Annotated in this window: 14 protein-coding genes, 1 tRNA gene and 1 rRNA gene; 14 read left to right on the top strand and 2 right to left on the bottom strand. The window is 45.1% G+C overall.

Annotation, left to right across the window (positions count from 1 at the left end):
• The 8 genes from DN730_RS04045 to trmA all read left to right on the top strand — a co-directional run bounded on the left by DN730_RS04045 (position 1) and on the right by trmA (position 9,295).
• Entirely contained in the window at positions 1–1,164 is a 1,164-nt protein-coding gene (locus DN730_RS04045; RefSeq protein WP_115466834.1) for a phosphoglycerate kinase, read from the top strand.
• Positions 1,165–1,414: 250 nt separating this feature from the next.
• Positions 1,415–2,482 (top strand): class II fructose-bisphosphate aldolase, encoded by a 1,068-nt coding sequence (fba, locus tag DN730_RS04040; RefSeq protein WP_115466833.1) that lies wholly within the window; start codon positions 1,415–1,417, stop codon positions 2,480–2,482.
• A 93-nt stretch (positions 2,483–2,575) separates the two neighbouring features.
• A tRNA-Leu gene (locus DN730_RS04035) sits at positions 2,576–2,660 on the top strand.
• A 107-nt stretch (positions 2,661–2,767) separates the two neighbouring features.
• Positions 2,768–3,886: a type 1 periplasmic-binding domain-containing protein gene (locus DN730_RS04030; RefSeq protein WP_115466832.1), complete on the top strand. Its 1,119-nt coding sequence runs from the start codon at positions 2,768–2,770 to the stop codon at positions 3,884–3,886.
• Positions 3,874–6,432 carry a PAS domain-containing protein gene (locus DN730_RS04025; protein ID WP_115466831.1) on the top strand — a complete coding sequence of 853 codons (2,559 nt, stop codon included), beginning with the start codon at positions 3,874–3,876 and terminating at the stop codon, positions 6,430–6,432. Before DN730_RS04030 ends, DN730_RS04025 begins: the two co-directional genes overlap by 13 nt.
• Before the next feature lie 11 nt (positions 6,433–6,443).
• A complete protein-coding gene (mtnN, locus tag DN730_RS04020) occupies positions 6,444–7,139 on the top strand; it encodes a 5'-methylthioadenosine/S-adenosylhomocysteine nucleosidase (protein WP_115466830.1) in 696 nt (231 codons plus the stop codon).
• Entirely contained in the window at positions 7,140–8,114 is a 975-nt protein-coding gene (locus tag DN730_RS04015; protein ID WP_115466829.1) for a hypothetical protein, read from the top strand.
• Between the two features lie 86 nt (positions 8,115–8,200).
• The gene (trmA, locus tag DN730_RS04010; RefSeq protein ID WP_115466828.1) at positions 8,201–9,295 is read left to right on the top strand and encodes a tRNA (uridine(54)-C5)-methyltransferase TrmA; all 1,095 of its coding nucleotides are present in this window, start codon (positions 8,201–8,203) and stop codon (positions 9,293–9,295) included.
• 23 nt (positions 9,296–9,318) lie between these two features.
• Here trmA and DN730_RS04005 read toward each other — a convergent pair whose 3' ends face one another.
• Positions 9,319–9,717 (bottom strand): hypothetical protein, encoded by a 399-nt coding sequence (locus DN730_RS04005; RefSeq protein ID WP_115466827.1) that lies wholly within the window; start codon positions 9,715–9,717, stop codon positions 9,319–9,321.
• Between the two features lie 220 nt (positions 9,718–9,937).
• Between DN730_RS04005 and serA the strand changes: the two genes are divergently transcribed.
• On the top strand, positions 9,938–11,167 hold the full coding sequence (gene serA / locus DN730_RS04000) for a phosphoglycerate dehydrogenase (protein ID WP_115466826.1): 1,230 nt from the start codon (positions 9,938–9,940) through the stop codon (positions 11,165–11,167).
• A 67-nt stretch (positions 11,168–11,234) separates the two neighbouring features.
• Here the strand turns inward: serA and DN730_RS19150 are convergent, their stop codons facing one another.
• Entirely contained in the window at positions 11,235–13,211 is a 1,977-nt protein-coding gene (locus DN730_RS19150) for a methyl-accepting chemotaxis protein (protein WP_115466825.1), read from the bottom strand.
• A gap of 304 nt (positions 13,212–13,515) precedes the next feature.
• Here DN730_RS19150 and DN730_RS03990 point away from each other — a divergent pair, with 304 nt between their 5' ends.
• The 5 genes from DN730_RS03990 to DN730_RS03970 form a co-directional block, all read left to right on the top strand.
• Positions 13,516–14,628, top strand: coding sequence for an extracellular solute-binding protein (locus tag DN730_RS03990; protein WP_115466824.1), 1,113 nt, complete (start codon positions 13,516–13,518; stop codon positions 14,626–14,628).
• Between the two features lie 83 nt (positions 14,629–14,711).
• A complete protein-coding gene (locus DN730_RS03985) occupies positions 14,712–15,794 on the top strand; it encodes an ABC transporter ATP-binding protein (RefSeq protein WP_115467480.1) in 1,083 nt (360 codons plus the stop codon).
• Positions 15,787–16,674, top strand: coding sequence for an ABC transporter permease (locus DN730_RS03980; RefSeq protein ID WP_115466823.1), 888 nt, complete (start codon positions 15,787–15,789; stop codon positions 16,672–16,674). The genes DN730_RS03985 and DN730_RS03980 overlap by 8 nt, the downstream gene beginning before the upstream one ends.
• Positions 16,671–17,477, top strand: a complete 807-nt coding sequence (locus DN730_RS03975) for an ABC transporter permease (RefSeq protein WP_115466822.1) — start codon at positions 16,671–16,673, stop codon at positions 17,475–17,477. Before DN730_RS03980 ends, DN730_RS03975 begins: the two co-directional genes overlap by 4 nt.
• Positions 17,478–17,893: 416 nt before the next feature.
• Positions 17,894–17,969, top strand: a 16S ribosomal RNA gene (locus DN730_RS03970); the annotation flags it as partial.

The raw sequence follows: 17,969 nt of genomic DNA, 5'->3' as shown, positions 1-17,969 counted from the left end.
ATGACCGTAATTAAAATGACCGATTTGGATCTTGCGAATAAACGTGTGTTGATTCGTGAAGATCTTAATGTACCTGTGAAAGAAGGCAAAGTAACCAGTGATGCGCGAATTCGTGCGGCATTGCCAACACTGAAGCATGCGATCGAGGCAGGCGCTAAAGTGATCGTAATGTCTCACCTTGGTCGTCCAACAGAGGGTGAGTACGAAGAACAGTACTCCATGCAGCCTGTTGCAGATCATCTATCGGGGCTTCTTGGGCAAGATGTACCTTTAATCAAAGACTGGTTAGAAGGTGTTGAGGTTGAGTCCGGTCAGCTTGTTTTGGTTGAGAACGTGCGTTTCAACAAAGGTGAGAAAAAAGACGACGAAGTGTTGTCTAAGAAAATGGCAGCCTTGTGCGACATTTATGTAATGGATGCCTTTGGTACGGCTCATCGCGCACAAGCGTCGACTCACGGTGTTGGAAAGTTTGCACCCATTGCGTGCGCTGGGCCATTGTTGGCTGCGGAACTGGAAGCTTTAGAAAAAGCGTTAGCGAAGCCTGCTCGCCCGATGGCGGCGATTGTGGGAGGTTCCAAAGTCTCTACTAAGCTGACGGTACTTGAGTCGCTATCTGATAAAGTGGATCAGTTGATTGTCGGTGGCGGTATTGCTAATACGTTCTTGGCCGCAGCCGGTTTTCCTGTTGGCAAATCACTTTATGAAAAAGATTTGATTCCGCAAGCCAAAGCATTGATGGAAAAAGTGAACATTCCTTTGCCGGAAGACGTTATTGTCGCGACAGAGTTCTCCGCAGATGCGACCGCGACGGTCAAAGACGCGAAGGATGTAGCTGAAGACGATATGATTCTGGACATCGGTCCGAAAGCTGCATCTAAATTGGCAGGATTATTGGAAAGCTCGCAAACTATTATCTGGAACGGCCCTGTGGGTGTGTTCGAGTTTGATCAATTTGGTGAAGGCACGAAAGCGTTATCGATGGCGATCGCAAACAGTGATGGCTTCTCTATCGCAGGTGGTGGTGATACGCTAGCAGCTGTCGATAAATATGAGATTGCGGATAAAGTCTCTTATATTTCAACGGGTGGAGGGGCTTTCCTTGAATTTGTCGAAGGAAAAGTACTTCCAGCGGTTGCTATGTTGGAGTCACGCACGCAAAATTAGTGCTAGCCTATTCGCTAAGATTTGAATAAGACAGGGAAGACCCTGCAAGATGAGGCCTGCCAAAAGGGGGTCTCGTCTCTATAACTATAACACTTAGAGAGTGACCGGTCTGTCATTAGACAGGATGACAATATAACGATAAGGCGAAAGCCACATGTGACACACATGCGCATGAATAAAAAATCACAGGGTGACCTATACTGGTTACGCTAGTTGGGCACCAAACACTTCATTGTCAGAGGAAACTTTTATGCCTTTAATAAGTATGCGTCAATTGCTGGATCATGCAGCAGAGCATGATTACGGCTTGCCTGCATTTAATGTGAATAACATGGAGCAGGTAAAAGCGATCATGGAAGCAGCGGACGAGGTTAACTCGCCTGTTATCATGCAAGCTTCTGCAGGCGCGCGTAAATACGCTGGTTCTCATTTTCTTCGCCACTTGATTGCGGCGGCGATTGAAGATTACCCGCACATCCCAGTCGTTATGCACCAAGACCACGGAACCAGCCCAGCAATTTGTCAGCGTTCTATTCAGCTTGGCTTTTCGTCTGTGATGATGGACGGCTCTTTGATGGCAGATGGTAAAACACCTGCAAGCTATGAGTACAATGTTGATGTGACACGTCGTACAGTAGAGTTCGCTCACGCGTGTGGTGTGTCTGTAGAGGGTGAGTTAGGTTGTCTTGGTTCGCTTGAGACAGGCCAAGCTGGCGAAGAAGATGGTGTAGGTGCAGAAGGGATCTTAGATCACTCGCAAATGCTTACTGATCCTGAAGAAGCTTTAGCATTTGTTGAGGCGACAGGTATTGATGCATTAGCGGTGGCAATCGGTACTAGTCATGGAGCTTACAAGTTTACACGCCCACCTACCGGCGACATCTTAGACATTGAGCGCATCGCAAGAATCGTTGAGCGCTTACCGAATACGCATATCGTTTTGCACGGCTCTTCTTCAGTGCCTCAAGACTGGTTAGAAATCATCAACGAGTTTGGCGGTGAAATTCCTGAAACCTATGGTGTACCTGTTGAAGAAATCGTGAAAGCGATTCGCTACGGTGTACGTAAGGTGAATATTGATACGGATCTTCGTCTGGCGGCAACGGGTGCTATTCGTCGCAGCCTTGCTGAGCACAAAGGTAACTTCGATCCACGTAAATATTTAACTGAAAGCATCAAAGCGATGAAAGCAGTTTGTATTGATCGTTACGAAGCATTTGGTTCAGCGGGTCAAGCATCTCGTATTCAAACAATTGATCTTGAAGAAATGGCGGTTCGTTACGAGCGTGGCGAGTACGCTGATGGACGTCGTTTCTAATATAACTCGGTAGTGCGAGCAGCTTTTTTAATAAAATTCTTTAAAAAAGTATTGACCATGAAAATGGTTTATCTATAATGCTCGCCATTCCTTGCGGGAGTGGTGGAATTGGTAGACACGCTGGATTTAGGTTCCAGTGCTTCACGGCGTGAGAGTTCGAGTCTCTCCTTCCGCACCAAATTTTAAAAAAAGCTGACTTTATGTCGGCTTTTTTTTCGTCTGTAGTTTCTTTCAACCCGCTTCTCGTTAGAATGTTGTTATATATTCTAACGACTTCGCTGATTAATGTTGCTACGTTCTCGCTTTTTTTGTTTAGTGTCTTTGTTTATATCGCCACTGTTGTGGGGATACACATACGATCAAACTGATTACACCCTGCAGCGCTTTCTTGAAGAAAATTCTGGTGAACAGCCATTACTAGATCAACTTTCTGTAAGAGTGAGCTCTCCTCCAGTCCCCCTTAACTTTATACAAACTAAAACACTTTTGATTGGTATGATTTTCACGGGTACTGAGTCTGATCTTGAAAACCGTGCCTGGCTAGTCGCTTTTAAAAAGCGAATGCAAGCGTTGCGTATTGATTATCGTCTGGATGTTTTTTATTTGTCGGATACGCCGACAGCAGCGCGGGTTGCGTCGGTTTACGAGTCCGTTCGGAATTCCAGCTTCGATTATTTAATTGTTGATGGTGTTAACGAGTATTCTCGCGGACCAATAGAGAGGCTTCTGAAACGAAACTCACCAAGAGTTATCATGTTAAATGTGTCGTCGCCATTTCGAGCTTGGCGTTTACACTCACCATTAGTGTATGTGGGGGTTGATCACACCCAAGCGATGAACCGATTGTCTAGCTATCTGAATCGACGTTTAGAACGGGAGGCGACTATTGATGTCATCTCTGTTGAAGGTTCCTACTTGTCTGACGCGCGTTGTCGTGTGTTTGTTAATCAGTTGAAAAATATGGGGCGCTCGATTTCAGCGCACTACTCAGTGCAAGACAGCAGACAAGCAGGCAAGCGGGCAGCTTTGAGTCTATTAAAGCGGCATAATGCCCAAAAGAAAGACGTAGAGCACTTTATTTTTTCATGTACGCCAGCGATCAGTACGGGTGTATTGCTGGCTCTAGACGATCACAAAGTCGAGCAAACCTATACCAATAGCTGGAGCGGGCAACTACCGCATACGACAGCGGACGATCGACGGGTATTGGTTACAGTTTTAGGAATGCATGACAATATGGCTATAACTTCAGCCGAAGTGATAAAGGCGAATATAGAGTCGCGTTTGCTACCAACCGTTTATGTGGAGCCAATCCAACTTTTTACTCAAGATATGGATCAACAAACGCTTAACCTCATGTATGAGCAAGTTTTCAGATATTCGAGATCAATATGGCTTCATTAAGTTTAAAGCACCAATTTATAAAGTCGACACTGGTGCCATTCATCGTCGTCGCTGTTTTGATTGTTTTAATGTTAGGGGCGGCTGATTATGCGGCTCGTCAGGAACAGTCAGATGAAATGTTACAACAACGAGCGTCAGCGGTTCGTCTAAGCTTTTCTGCTTATTTGGATCGCGCTCAGTTTGAAGCCAAGTATTTAGCTCAGCAGCTCGGTGATAGTGGAAACTTGGATAGCCTATTTCAGCTTCATGACGTGCTTTTCTTTGGCGGGTTAGATTTTTTTTATGCGCGAATGTCTGATGGTGAAGAGTTAGTGGATCCTAGAGCTCGTTTGTATACCGCCGATACATTGGAAATGTTAGCGAACCAAGCGAGGTTGAATTTTTGGGTTCATATCTCGACCAGTGATGATGGTGAGCTTCTTGTGTACAAGCAGGTATTGCCTACTGATGAGTTGGGAGAAGTGAAGGGCTATTTATACGGTTTTATATCACTCAACAATAATTTAGCTCTTGCGAGTGATTTAATGGCGGGGGCAAAGGTTGATTACATGCGCTTAGAGGATGTCGCAGGAAAAACGCTGTTGATAGATCAGCAGCCTTATTACGCTAACGATGTCCCCTTCGTTACGCACTCTGGTGTATTGGTCGTGCCTGCATTGGCAAATAAGTTCTCTCTTGAATTACGCGTCATACAACCTTTGTCTAGAATCCTCAACCAGTGGCTAGTGTTAGCATGCAGTGTCATCCTTATTGGTATAGCGCTGCTATATTGGTTGGTGCAACATTATGCAGGCCGCTGGATGTTCCAGCCGCTATCGGCAATGCCGCTTAGGTCTTCGCATGAGGGTACAAGTTACCTTGAATTTGAGCCGCTGGTTGCGCAAATGGATCGATTTCAGACCCAACTTCGAGCGCGCGAGCAGCACTTACAATTGCTATTGGATTCACTGAAGTCTGCCATCATTTTCTGCGACGAATCTGCACGTGTGACCGCATTGAATAAGGAAGCGAAAACGTTGTTTCCTGAACATGCGACGGTGAAAACCATCTTTGATATGACGCCACTGGAGTTTCACCAGCCAATTCAGGGTGCGTTAAAAGGTGACTATGGTGTCCGATTTGAGTTGGAAGCAAAAGATGTTAACAAGATCTATGAGTGGCTGACTTACTCATTTGTGAACGAATATGGCTTTCGTGGTGTTATGTTGATTGGGCGAGATATCACTGAGGTTAAGAGATTATCTTGGCAGTTAGAGAGCTTATATCCGAGCCACTCATTAGATCGACCACAACCAGGTCCAGAGGCTTTACTCAAAGAAATTAGTTTGCTGGAAAGGTATGCGGATGACGAACAGGAGGTTCGAGCTGAGCGTTGGCTTATGGTGATAGGGCGATTACTGAGAGAGGTCTCCCAACCAGCCATTCTCTCGTCAGAGAGCAAAGCGCTAGGGCAGTTGTTAAGTGAGTCCCTAGAAGGTATTCGAAGCGCATTGATGTTATCGCCTCGACAATTGAGTAACTTGACGCTAGATATACCTCTAACTATTGCTAAGCAGAAGGCCTCTTGGAGCTCTGATCATGCTATTTGGATGCAGACGGCTTTATTGTTGTGTTTAAGTAGTAATATCTCCGGTCGACGGCTTCAGATAGGTTGGTCTGAAGGTGTCTTGACATTGACAGTAGGGGGCGCGTCAGAATTAACGCCTGCTTTAGAGTGGATGCTCGAAACGATTCCTAAGCTCATTAAAGGGCGCGTCTCTTTTGAGGGGGCTGGTCGTATTGTGCTAACGGCAACTATCCCTCCAATCAAAGAAAGTGAGCAAGTCGGTGAATTTGATAATAAGAAGGTGGCGCTAATCGAGAATACGTTCCCTGCGATCGAACGGGTCGAATTGCTTTTATCATCGGTAGGGATTCAGGCAGAAACGTTTGGGTCGTTTAACGATTTTTTGCATTCCAACAGCGCGTTTATGGGATCGTACGACTGTCTACTGGTTGGCCTCGGTGAAGCGCAAACTCGAGACCAAGGGATAGCGCAATTGAACGCGAGCTGCTCTATGGGGCAGAGTTTGCCTTTACTGTATTTAAGCGAGTCTGAGGTGAGTGAGCATGCACTGACTGTTTTGCAGTACCAACTGTTTAGCTACCATTTCGCCAAGATGCTTAATACTGCTTTGCAAGCCCCCCCTATATCAATGCAGCATCTTGTTGAGCAGAAAGATCACTGGATTTTGTTAGGAGGAACCGCTCTTGTACAAGCTGTTTGGCAGTCAGAGCTAGATGAACTCGGTATTATTGCTCGTAAGGAGCCTAACATAGATCATCTGGTCTCAAGGCTTCGTTATAGCGAGCGGACGGTTGTACTAGCGCTAGATCTGGTGGTCGCGCAGCAACTTGTGGAAATGGAGCGTGTTAATGATCAGGTTACGCTTGTCACGATAGAAGATTTTGCTGAGCGACCTGATACAATGCACTTTTTTGACACCGCTGCTCAGTTACCCGATTCGGAAACCGTGGCGCGTCTATGCCAACAGTTAAATAGTTAAGGTGAAGTGATATGAATGTAATCGGTTTAATCGGAGCAATGGATGAGGAAGTCGCCGTCATTAAAGGGTGGATGACAGATATGACCGAAACGACGCTTGCGGGATGTGAGTTTTATTCCGGTTACTTAGATGGGCAAGCGGTTGTGCTGCTCAAGTCCGGAATTGGGAAAGTAAACGCGGCTATCTCAACGACCTTACTAATGACCAAGTTCGCCCCCAGTCACGTTATAAATATTGGCTCTGCAGGAGGTTTTGACCCTGAGCTAGAGGTAGGGGATGTGATCATATCGGATGAAGTGATTCACCATGATGTGGATGTCACCGCGTTTGGTTACAAGTTTGGACAGCTCCCTAGTATGCCTGAAACGTACACAGCAGATGCTGCTTTGGTTTCTGTGGCGAAAAAGGCGGTTGCGACAGTAGGCAAAGTGTCCGCGAAGACTGGTTTGATTGGCTCGGGCGATGTCTTCATGTGTGAGCCCACTCGAGTAGCGAGAGTCCGTGAGCTGTTTCCGACGATGAAAGCCGTCGAAATGGAGGCCGCAGCGGTTGCACAGGTATGTTACAAGTTTTCTGTTCCGTTTGTGGTAGTGCGTTCACTTTCAGATGTTGCTGACAAAGAATCACCTGCAAGCTTTGAAGAGTATCTAGCCGTTGCTGCATTGAATTCATCCAACATGATTCGCGCTATGTTGCAGGAGCTATAAGTGAGCCTCTACAAAGGTTCCATGTATCAAAAATCTGCATTGAGCATACTATTGTTTGCCAGTGTTCAGAGCTATGGTGCAGAGCAATCCTCTAAAGCGACTTCTGACTTGCTGTCTGAGGAATGGTGGATATCAACGCACGAAGTGGTCTCCAAGCGCGTCGGTAGTTGGTCCAACGGACTGGATTCTTTTTTCTCTGGTCGGCGCGATCAGGTCGCCAACCAGAGTTTCGTAAGTATGCAATTTGGTAGCCTTATCGAAGAAGAAGAGGGTGTCTCAGGGTTTTTTAATCTCGATACTCGTATTCGCCTGCCTAATACTGAAGATCGGCTGAGCCTAGTAATTGAGACCAATGGTGATCAATTAACTCAGGATAACCAAGTTAATGAGAATGAAGCGGGTCAGAATATTATTGAATCCGCTAGTACAACCCGATTTTCGACGGCTTTGCGCTACATCAAAAAGGAATGGAATGCCAATGTTGATGCAGGGGTGTTACTTGATATGCCCATGGATCCTTTTGTCCGGGTTAAACTAAAGCAGACGCATCAGACGAACGACTGGCTATTAACGCAAAGCGAGTCACTATTTAGTTATTACTCACAGGGTAACGGTGGGCGTTATGCCATATCCGCTAATCGTAGGATCAATGAAAGCCTCGGTTTCAACGCCGATCTAGGTATTACGCATCTTGATTCCGAGTCTGAAACGTATTGGCGGGAAAATATCTATATAAACCAAGCGTTATCGAGTCAAAGTAAAATACGCTATCAAGTAAGTTACCTTCAGTCAGGTTGGCCTGAGCCATCTTCTGACAGCTTTCTGTACTTTATTCAATACCAGCGGTTGCTTTATGAAAACTGGCTAATTGGTGTTGTTAAGCCACAAATTTCTCATAGTCGAGATAACGATTACGAGGCTGCCGCGTCATTAACCTTGTCCCTAGAAGTATTACTTGGACAAGAATACCTTTAAAAATACACCGAGTGCGTATGGTCGCAAAATATACGGACTCTTTGTATAATTCCGCGCCTTCGACGAACTTCCATTGGGATACGTGCATGAGACCGGATGAAATAAAAACTGAGCATTACGGTGCTCAGCTGATTAGCAAAAAAGAGACCCTAATAGCGTTGATGGAAGGTCTAGACCTACCTGAGCTAGAGGTGTTTGAAAGCGCGCCAAGCCATTATCGTATGCGAGCGGAATTTCGTATTTGGCACGAAGGCGATGATTTGTTCTACGCCATGTTTGATTCCGCAGATCCGCGACAACCCATACGTGTTGATCAGTTTATTCCAGCGTCTAGTTTGATTAATGAGCTAATGCCGAAGCTATTGGATGCTATTCGTGATGTTTCCATTTTGCGGCACAAACTCTTTCAAGTGGATTTTCTGACCACCACAACAGGCGAGGCACTTATCAGCCTGCTTTATCACAAACCTATAGACGAGGCCTGGCATGAAGCGGCTGTCGCGCTCAATGAATTGTTTCCAGCGTGCCACTTTATTGGTCGTAGTCGAAAGCGTAAACAGATACTGACACGTGACTTTGTGATGGAAACGCTTACTGTTCATGGTCGTAAGTATCATTATCAACAAGTGGAGAATAGCTTTACTCAGCCGAATGCTGGGATCAGTGAAAAGATGCTTGAATGGGCGATGGATGTGACTCAAAGCTGTAGCGGAGAGCTTCTCGAAATGTATTGCGGCAATGGCAATTTCTCGATTCCTCTTGCACGTCGATTTGATCGAGTAATTGGTACTGAAATAGCTAAAGTATCAGTGAACTCTGCCACCCTAAATATTGCAATAAATGGCATGAAGAACGTTCAAGTCGTTAAAATGGCGAGTGAGGATGTTTCGGCTGCATTAAATGGTGAAGGTGAGCTTCCAAAACCTTTGGCTCAAGCGGGTATGGATACACTGTCTCCTTCCGTCGTATTAGTTGATCCGCCACGTGCAGGGTTAGATGATGCTACCGTTGAGCTAGTTCGTAAGATAGATAAGATTCTTTATATTTCATGTAACCCTGAAACATTGAAAAGGAACCTTGAGTCTCTCAGTTCAACGCATGAGGTCACGCGTTTTGCAATGTTTGATCAGTTCCCATACACCCACCATGTCGAAGCAGGTGTGTTTCTAGAGCGACGTTAAGTCGCTTTAGAAACCGAAATAACCTAAACAGAAAAACTAATCGTTTGCCCTAGTGCAGTATCAGGACTGATGTTGTATTGAGAGGCCACGCTCGCACTTTGCGAAGAGTTTGAAGGCGACGCATTCAAAGTATCACCGGATGTGCCTGACACCTCAGAGGCTAATGTCGCGTTGTTGGCCGTGGCATTGGCCCCAAACTGCGATGGGGTATTGGCATCACCAACTGTATTACTAGACGAACTTTGTGCAACAGTGGTTTGTTGGATACTTTCTTGCGCAAGTTGTTGAGCTTGAGGTGAGATCTCAACACTAACGTCCACGGAAGCAGGCGCGACGCTGGGCGCGTTACTGGTGCTCGGCGGGGCAGATGCCTGACTTGAAATCGGACTGACAAAGCCATTGTTAACGTTTTCGATGTCCATTGAACACCTCGCTGACTATTAATTGATCAGTGTATTCTAGTTTGAAAGCGTTATTTTCTCCAGTTCAATTGCGTATCAATGGTGTAATTTCTCGTTGAGTTGAGTATCAATCCTCTTAAGATGAGCCACATTCCTCTATCCTGTGCTTGGTCAGTTTTCGTTGTGTGTTAACATAGCGTCTTAAAATTCCCCCACCACCACAGAGAAGTCAGAAGAAGCGATGAGCAATACCTCTTTAAATAAATCAAAAATCAAAATTTTGTTATTGGAAGGCGTGCATCAGTCTGCTATTGACGCGCTGAATGCAGCTGGCTATGAAAACATTGAGTACCACAAGACTGCTTTATCGGAAGCGGACCTGATTGATAAAATTTCCGAAGCACACTTTATTGGTATTCGGTCACGTACTCAGTTAACGGCTAAAGTGCTAGAGCATGCAGATAAGCTAGTTGCGATCGGCTGTTTCTGTATTGGTACAAACCAAGTTGACCTTGATGCTGCATCAGATAAAGGTGTAGTTGTGTTTAATGCTCCGTACTCCAACACTCGAAGTGTTGCGGAGTTGGTCATTGGACAACTGATTTTATTGCTCCGCGGCATCCCAGAGAAGAATGCTGTTTGTCACCGTGGTGGCTGGATGAAATCTGCGGTTGGTTCATACGAGACTCGCGGGAAGCGCTTGGGTGTTGTGGGATATGGCAGTATCGGCACTCAATTGAGTGTGTTAGCTGAATCCCTTGGTATGGATGTGTGTTTCTATGACATTGTAACGAAGCTGCCATTAGGTAATGCGCGTCAAACTAAGTCTTTAAGTGAGCTTTTATCTACGTCTGACGTTATTAGTTTGCATGTGCCTGAAACCCAAAGCACTAAAATGATGATTGGGCCAGAAGAAATCGCGCAGATCAAAAAAGGCGCCATCTTTATCAATGCGTCACGTGGTTCAGTGGTAGATTTGGAAGCGTTAGCAGAATCTATTAAAGCCGGCAATATTTCGGGTGCAGCGATTGATGTGTTCCCAGTTGAGCCAAAAGGTAATGCTGAAGAGTTTGTTTCGCCGTTACGAGGTTTAGATAATGTTATCCTGACACCACACATTGGTGGCTCGACGATGGAAGCGCAAGAAAACATTGGTGTGGAAGTGGCTGAAAAGCTTATCCAGTATTCCGATGTGGGTACAACCACCGCCGCGGTTAATTTCCCTGAAGTAGCGCTTCCAGCGCAGGCTGACAAGCATCGTATCTTGCATATACACGAAAACCGCCCTGGCGTTTTGTCTAAGATCAACGCGATCTTCTCCGAAAATAACATCAACATTACAGGTCAGTTTCTTCGTACTACAGAGAAGCTTGGTTACATGGTAATGGAAGTGGATGCTGAAGAAGGTGAGTTAGCGCTTGAGAAGGTAAAAGAAGTCGAAGGTACGGTGAAAGCACGCGTATTGTTCTAATATTTTTGCTGAGCGATTAATTCGAATAAAAAACCGATACAAATAGTATCGGTTTTTTTGTTTTTGGCTACTTAGAGTGAATGCCGAGGGTGGTCGTGATATCTTGGATTTTCTGGCGAACATTGGTCGTCATTTGGGCTAAAAATCGTTCTGACTCTTCTGCTTGTTCTTTAACTCTTTCGACAGCCTCGGTTAATTTGCGCACGCTTTGTTTCTGCTCTGCAGCATAACCTGTGGCCTTGCGTGAGAGTCTAGTGGATTGTTCTGACTTGGTTTGTACTTCCTGAGCGGACTGGCCTAGCTCTGTGGTTAGGTTTTTCTGTTCACCTGTTGCTGACTCAATTAGATTTAAGTTTTTACGCAAGTTGGTAGTAGATTGCGTGAGGGATTCAAAGATTGCAGTGATCTCTTCTAATGATTGCTGTGTTCGGCCAGACAGTGTCCTAACTTCCGTTGCAACCACTGCAAATCCGCGCCCATGCTCGCCTGCTCGTGCTGCTTCGATGGCGGCATTCAGGGCGAGGAGGTTGGTTTGTTCAGCAATGTCCCTGATACCTCCAACAATTGAGTTAGCACTTGAGACAGAGTCCTCAAGGTTTTCTAACGCCGTTTTGCTTTTTTGCAGACGCTCCACCGTGGTATGGTTCGCGGCTTCTAATGTGGAGGCTTGTTGTAAACTAGTTTGCATGGCAATGCTGGTTTCGCCCGCATAACTTTCGACTTCTTTTGCCCTTACCTCGGCTTTGTTAGCGAGGACGTCGACATGAGAGGCTTGTTCGACCGTGTGCTCTAATGCTTGCTTCGAGGTGACACTGATATCGTGCACTTGACCAAAGGCATTGAGCATTTCATTGAGTGAGCTCGATATATTCTTTAATTCAGTATCTCGTTGAATTCGTTGAGTGGCGATTTGTTCAAGATAGCGGTTTAGGTATCGAGCAATATCTGATAATTCATTTTTGTTATTACGCACACTTAAGGTATTGATATCATCACTTTCTACCAGCGCTTTCACTGCGTTATATAGGTCTTTGGCACTGTTTACGACGATGCGTGTTTGGAATAAGTGAGTGATCACTGTCGTGAGTATCATAATGACGACGAATGTACCGAAGGCGATTAAGGTATTGCGTTCTGTCGCGGCAGTCGCTTCTTGTATGGTCGCTGTGCCTTGATTTAGCTCCTCCTCTAGTTCAGTAATAAGGCGTCTGATGCGAACTTTAGCCGTTTCTGCTTGAGTGATGACGGCTCTAGTGGTGTCGATATCTTTCATATAGCGATTTGCCCAGGTATTGAGCTCACTTTTTGTTTCTTCGAAAGCGTCACTTGCTTCGTCTTCTTCGCTATCACTTCCCCACCCCATCAGCGCAGATAAGTCATCATTAGACGAGTTATCGTCGGTCGCCTGAGCCTGCCACGGAGGTAATTGTGTAAACGTGTTTATTTGATTAATTAGATCTTGGTTAGTTTGAATTAACCTATTGCGGTTATCACTACTTGGGTTGTTCAAATAGTTACCAGCTGCTTGTTGTAGACTAGAAAGTGCAGCAAATATATTACCTTGTGCTGTGAGGTAGCGCACAGCTAGGCGTTGATCAACGTCATCATCTTTGTCGTTTAATTTCTGATTGAGATAGTCCAAAGACAGTAACATTTGACGTTCATTGTTGTGGACTAGAGCGTAAGGATTACCAGAAAGTTTACCCGCAGCACGTACATCAGATTGTAGGCTTTGAAGAATGGCGTCAAAGCGCTCAGTGAGCGATTCCTTTAGCGATGTCGGCAGAGGATCAAGCTTAGGTAGAATATGATCTGTAATGAATAGCTCTGATTCGTTAAGAATCGAGGCCTCGCCTGTGGATAAATAGGACTCAATTGTTTGCTTTAACTCTATAGCGGACGCTTCCCACACCGCATTAAATGCATCGTTTTGATCGAAGGCGGCACGGTATTTATGCGTACTCCATAGTAATAGAGCGATTAACGCCACGGCAATGACAATGTAGCTAGAGGTTGTGATGCGAGTAACGTGGGAAATCTTCACGGTAGTTTCTCTTAAGTTTTTGGCTGTCTCATTCGAATGGAAACCACTTTATTATCAAAATATTACGAATTTGTTTCGGGACACTAGGGAATGATGTTTTCGTTTCTTTTTGGTCGCTTAAAAAATAGAGATGGGCTTAGTCATTCATAGTTAATATTGACTTCATGGTCAGTTTTTATTGACTGTTCATTTTTTCGTCACTAAATTGTCATGGTTGTCGTCAATAATTGAACAATCATTTAATAAAAGACGGCACTCAAATCTCTTAGCGGAAACGACTGTCACAAGGATTAAAGGAGCAATTATGACTATCTCTCGTCGCCAATTCTTAAAAGGAGCTTCAGCCGCAGGTGCTGTTGCTGCAACGTCCTTCTCGATCGGTAATGCGATCGCAGCGAACAAAGAATTAAAGATTTACGCATGGGCTGGCTACATTACTGACGAAATGTTGGCAGACTTCAAAGCGAAAACAGGTATCAATGCTACGTTTACCCCATATGGCACAAATGATGAACTAATGAACTCACTACGTGCGACAGATGGTACGGGGTTCGACATCATCATGCCGACAGTAGATCGTGTGCCAGGTTATGTGGATTATGAGTTAGTTCAGCCTTTAGACACATCACGCATTCAGTGGGATGGCTGCTTGGATAGTGCAATCTCTGGCTCTGAAGTAGGGGGTGTGGTAGATGGCAAACGTTACTTTGCTCCGTCCGATTGGGGGACTGAGGCGATCGCTTATAATACAGATTACGCTGACGTCGACCCAAGTAACCTAAGCTATGGTGACTTGTGGAAACCTGAGCATGCAGGTGGTGTGACGGTTCGTGGTCACTCGGCGTTGGTGGGTGTTGGCTTATGGCTAGAGAAAATGGGCAAATTGCCTTACCCACTTTTAGAATCCTACAAAACCGAAAAAGCGATGCGTGCTAATTTTGATGTGATCTTAAAAGAAGCTGTGAAACATAAGGATATGATTGCTCAGTTCTGGTCCACAGAGAATGAAGCACAAGGTGCGTTTCGTACCAATGGAGCTTTAATTGGCCAAACTTGGGACAGTACCGCCTTTAAACTAGGTCAAGAAGGCGAGCCTATTGCCTATGGCGCTCCAAAAGAAGGTGCCTTAGCTTGGATGGAAGGTTTTGTGATACCTAAGAATGCCAACAATGTTGACTCGGTATACGAGTTCATTAATTGGTACTACACGCCTGAGGCTGGAGCGATGTTTGTAAAAGCTACGGGTTATAATTCAACGGCGAAAGGCGCAGCGGAACTTTTACCGACAGCGACGAAACAATTCTTTAATGATTCATACACGCAGCAAGATTTAGCGAACCTATGGTGGTGGCCAATACAAGAACCATGGTATGTGGCACTGCGCAATGAGTACCAAGATCGCTATTTATCTGCATAAGTTTAAGACTTAAGCACATCTCTATGCCTGCTGGTGCGCCAGCGGGCTTTTGTCGTTTATTAAAGAATAAGTTGAGAGGTCTCATGGACAGTAGTGTTCATTTAGATAATGTCGTTATGCGTTTTGGTGGGTTTACCGCGGTTCAAAAAATGGATTTGCGGATCCACTCAGGGGAGTTTTTTAGCTTTTTAGGACCATCTGGGTGTGGCAAGACAACCATCTTAAATATGGTTAGCGGTTTTTTAAAGCCAAGTGAAGGCGTTGTTCGAATTGGTGGTGAAGACATGACGTCCGTGCCAGCGAACAAACGTCCAACATCGATGATCTTTCAGAACTTGGCTTTGTTCCCTCTCATGACCGTTGCAGAGAACATCGAGTTTGGGCTAGAAGTGCGTGGCGTTTCAAAAGCTGAACGTAAAAAGGCGTCGGATCGACTGCTTGAGTTGGTGGCGCTCGAAGGAAGTGGCACCAAGAAAGTCTCAGAGTTGTCGGGCGGTCAAAAGCAGCGAATAGCGATTGCACGAGCGTTGGCAGTTGAGCCACAAGTTTTGCTTCTCGACGAGCCGCTATCTGCTTTGGATTTAAAACTACGTCAACATATGCGAACGGAGTTAAAAGAAATTCAGCGTAAAACCGGCATCACTTTTATCTACATTACTCACGATCAAGGCGAGGCGTTAACGATGTCTGATCGGGTTGCCGTTATGTCCGCTGGGAGATTGCAGCAGGTGGCTGACCCTATTGCCTTGTATCGTGATCCTAAAACATCATTTGTTGCGTCGTTTGTTGGAGAAAACAACAGTATTGCCGGTACGGTCGTCGAATCCCGCAGTGGAGAGGTGGTGATTGATGCTGGCGTATTGGGTAAATTGGCTGGCCGCGTAACTCAGCCAATTGAGAAAGGGCAGCGTGCGACTTTATTTATTCGTCCCGAGTCATTCCAGTTAGGTAGTGGCTTAGATTTCACGCTGCCAACGATATTAGAAGAAGTGAATTTCGAAGGGTCTTATTTGACGCTGAACAGCTCAGCAGCTGATCAGCGAACACTGTCTGTGCAGTTGGCAGCAAATCAATATCACGAAGACATGATTGCTGGCCGAGCTTTAAGCTTATCCTACAACAGTAAAGATGCGATTGTAATTGCTGGGGAGGCTAGTGATGTTTAGCCAACTTACAAATCGCTTTGGTGGTCCCCTATCTGCTGCGCTTATTGGTTTGATCGCAATATGGCTAATTGGGATGGTGATTCTGCCCCAGTTGTTGATGGTCGACTATTCGCTTAAACCTAATTTGCTACCCAGTGAAGAAGGCGGACCAAAAGATCAGTATTCATTGGTCAACTATGCAACTTTATTTGGTAACACGATTCATTTGTCCATTTTTTTTAAAACGATTTGGTCGAGTGTATTGGTGACGTTGCTAACTCTTATAGTGAGTTACCCATTGGCATTCTATATGGCAAAAGTGGCAACCCCAAAGCAGGCAGCACTTTGTCTATTACTTCTTCTAATTCCTTTTTGGATTAATGAGATACTGCGTACTTTTTCTTGGTACATCATTTTGGCGTACAAAGGCCCATTAAATGCTTTGCTATTAGGCCTTGGGCTTATTGATCGTCCCGTGCGCTTCCTTTCAGGAGACGGTGGTGTATTGATTGGGATGGTATATGCCTACATTCTATTCATGATATTCCCCATTTATAACGCAATCGAGAGTTTAGACGGTAATCAAGTAAAAGCAGCACGAAACCTTGGGGCTGGCTGGATCAGAACGCATTATCGCGTGATCATTCCCCACGCCAAGCCGGGGATTGCAACGGGTTGCATTATGACATTCATGCTGGCTGCAGGTAGCTATGCTGTCCCTGCATTACTAGGCTCTCCTGGAAGTCGTTGGTTTACGCAGATTATCTACAACTGGTTTTTTGAAGGAGGAGATTGGAATCAAGGCGCAGCCTATGCTTTTTTGCTCTTGGTTATATGTATTGGTTTTATAGGGTTAGTAATGAAGCTCTTTAAAGTCGGTTTGGGGGACATTGCGCGATGAGATCTGATGTCATCATGAAATATGGTATTCGGTTCTATATAGGTGTCTTTTTCCTATACCTTTTTACTCCTCTAATCGTGATGGGGCTTGCGACATTTAACGATAGCCGTTTTCCTACCGTGTCGCCTTGGAAAGGGGGGACATTAAAATGGTTTGAGGCGCTCGCACAAGACGGAGCGATGTGGGTGGCTTTGGGTAACAGTGTCATAGTTGCTGTCGGTGTTTTGGTTGTGGCCGTACCTATCGGGGTGTCTTGTGCCCTTTTTCTCTCGACTGTAGAGGGAAAGGGTAAAACCTTTCTTTACTCTCTTATGATGTCACCGCTATTAACACCCGGTGTAATAGTTGGTATTTCTACTCTGATTTTTTGGCGGGGTATGTCGGTTAGTGGAGGGATAGCATTAACTGTCATTGCACAGACAACGTTTATTGCTGCTTATGTCATGCTCATGGTGCTAGCACGGTTGCAACGCTTTGATCGCACCCTAGAAAATGCAGCACTTAGCTTGGGGGCTACGCAGTGGCAAACTTTTCGTCGGATATTATTGCCGTATTTAAAACCTGCCATTTTTTCTGCAGCTGCGATAGCGTTTCTGCAGTCTTTTGAAAACTACAACACTACTCTATTCGTGAAGGGCTATGATACAACTCTAACCGTCTATATCGCTTCAAAGGTTCGTACTGGATTAACCCCAGCAGTTAATGCACTTGGACTGGTTTTAATTGCTATCACAGTAGTATTAGCAGTTGTGTATGAAATGAAGCGTCGAAGCGAGCAGAAGAGTAAAAGAGAGGCTTTGTAATGCGTATTGGTTTGTTTGTGGGGAAGTTTGTTTAAAAAATAAACGAATTGGCTTGCTTTAAACCAAAAAAACGACTAAAACTTAACGCCCACCAAGAAAATGTTACGTGTGAATGACTTTTTTATTAATTAATTTAAAAAGTACTTGCGCTGAAATCTTAGGTGGGTATTATACGCACCCACTGACACGGACAACGCTTCAGAGCAACGAAGCACAACGAGTCAGACGCTCTTTAAAATAGATAATCAGATAATTTGTGTGGGCGCTCGCTGGAGACTTCAGCAGACCTCTTAGAGGTCAAAAAAGATTGAAGTCTTAGATGAGTGAACACGTCAATTCGCTTTACGGTTGTTTGGCCTTTGGGTTGAACGACAATAGTTAAAGTCAGACGTAATCATGAGTTTGAGCAAACTTTTAAACTGAAGAGTTTGATCATGGCTCAGATTGAACGCTGGCGGCAGGCTTAACACATGCAAGTCGAGCGGTAACATT

Source organism: Marinomonas piezotolerans, from assembly GCF_003362755.1.
GTDB lineage: Bacteria > Pseudomonadota > Gammaproteobacteria > Pseudomonadales > Marinomonadaceae > Marinomonas > Marinomonas piezotolerans.
Note: the sequence above shows the minus strand (reverse complement) of the source record. Positions and strands in the feature narration are given on the sequence as shown.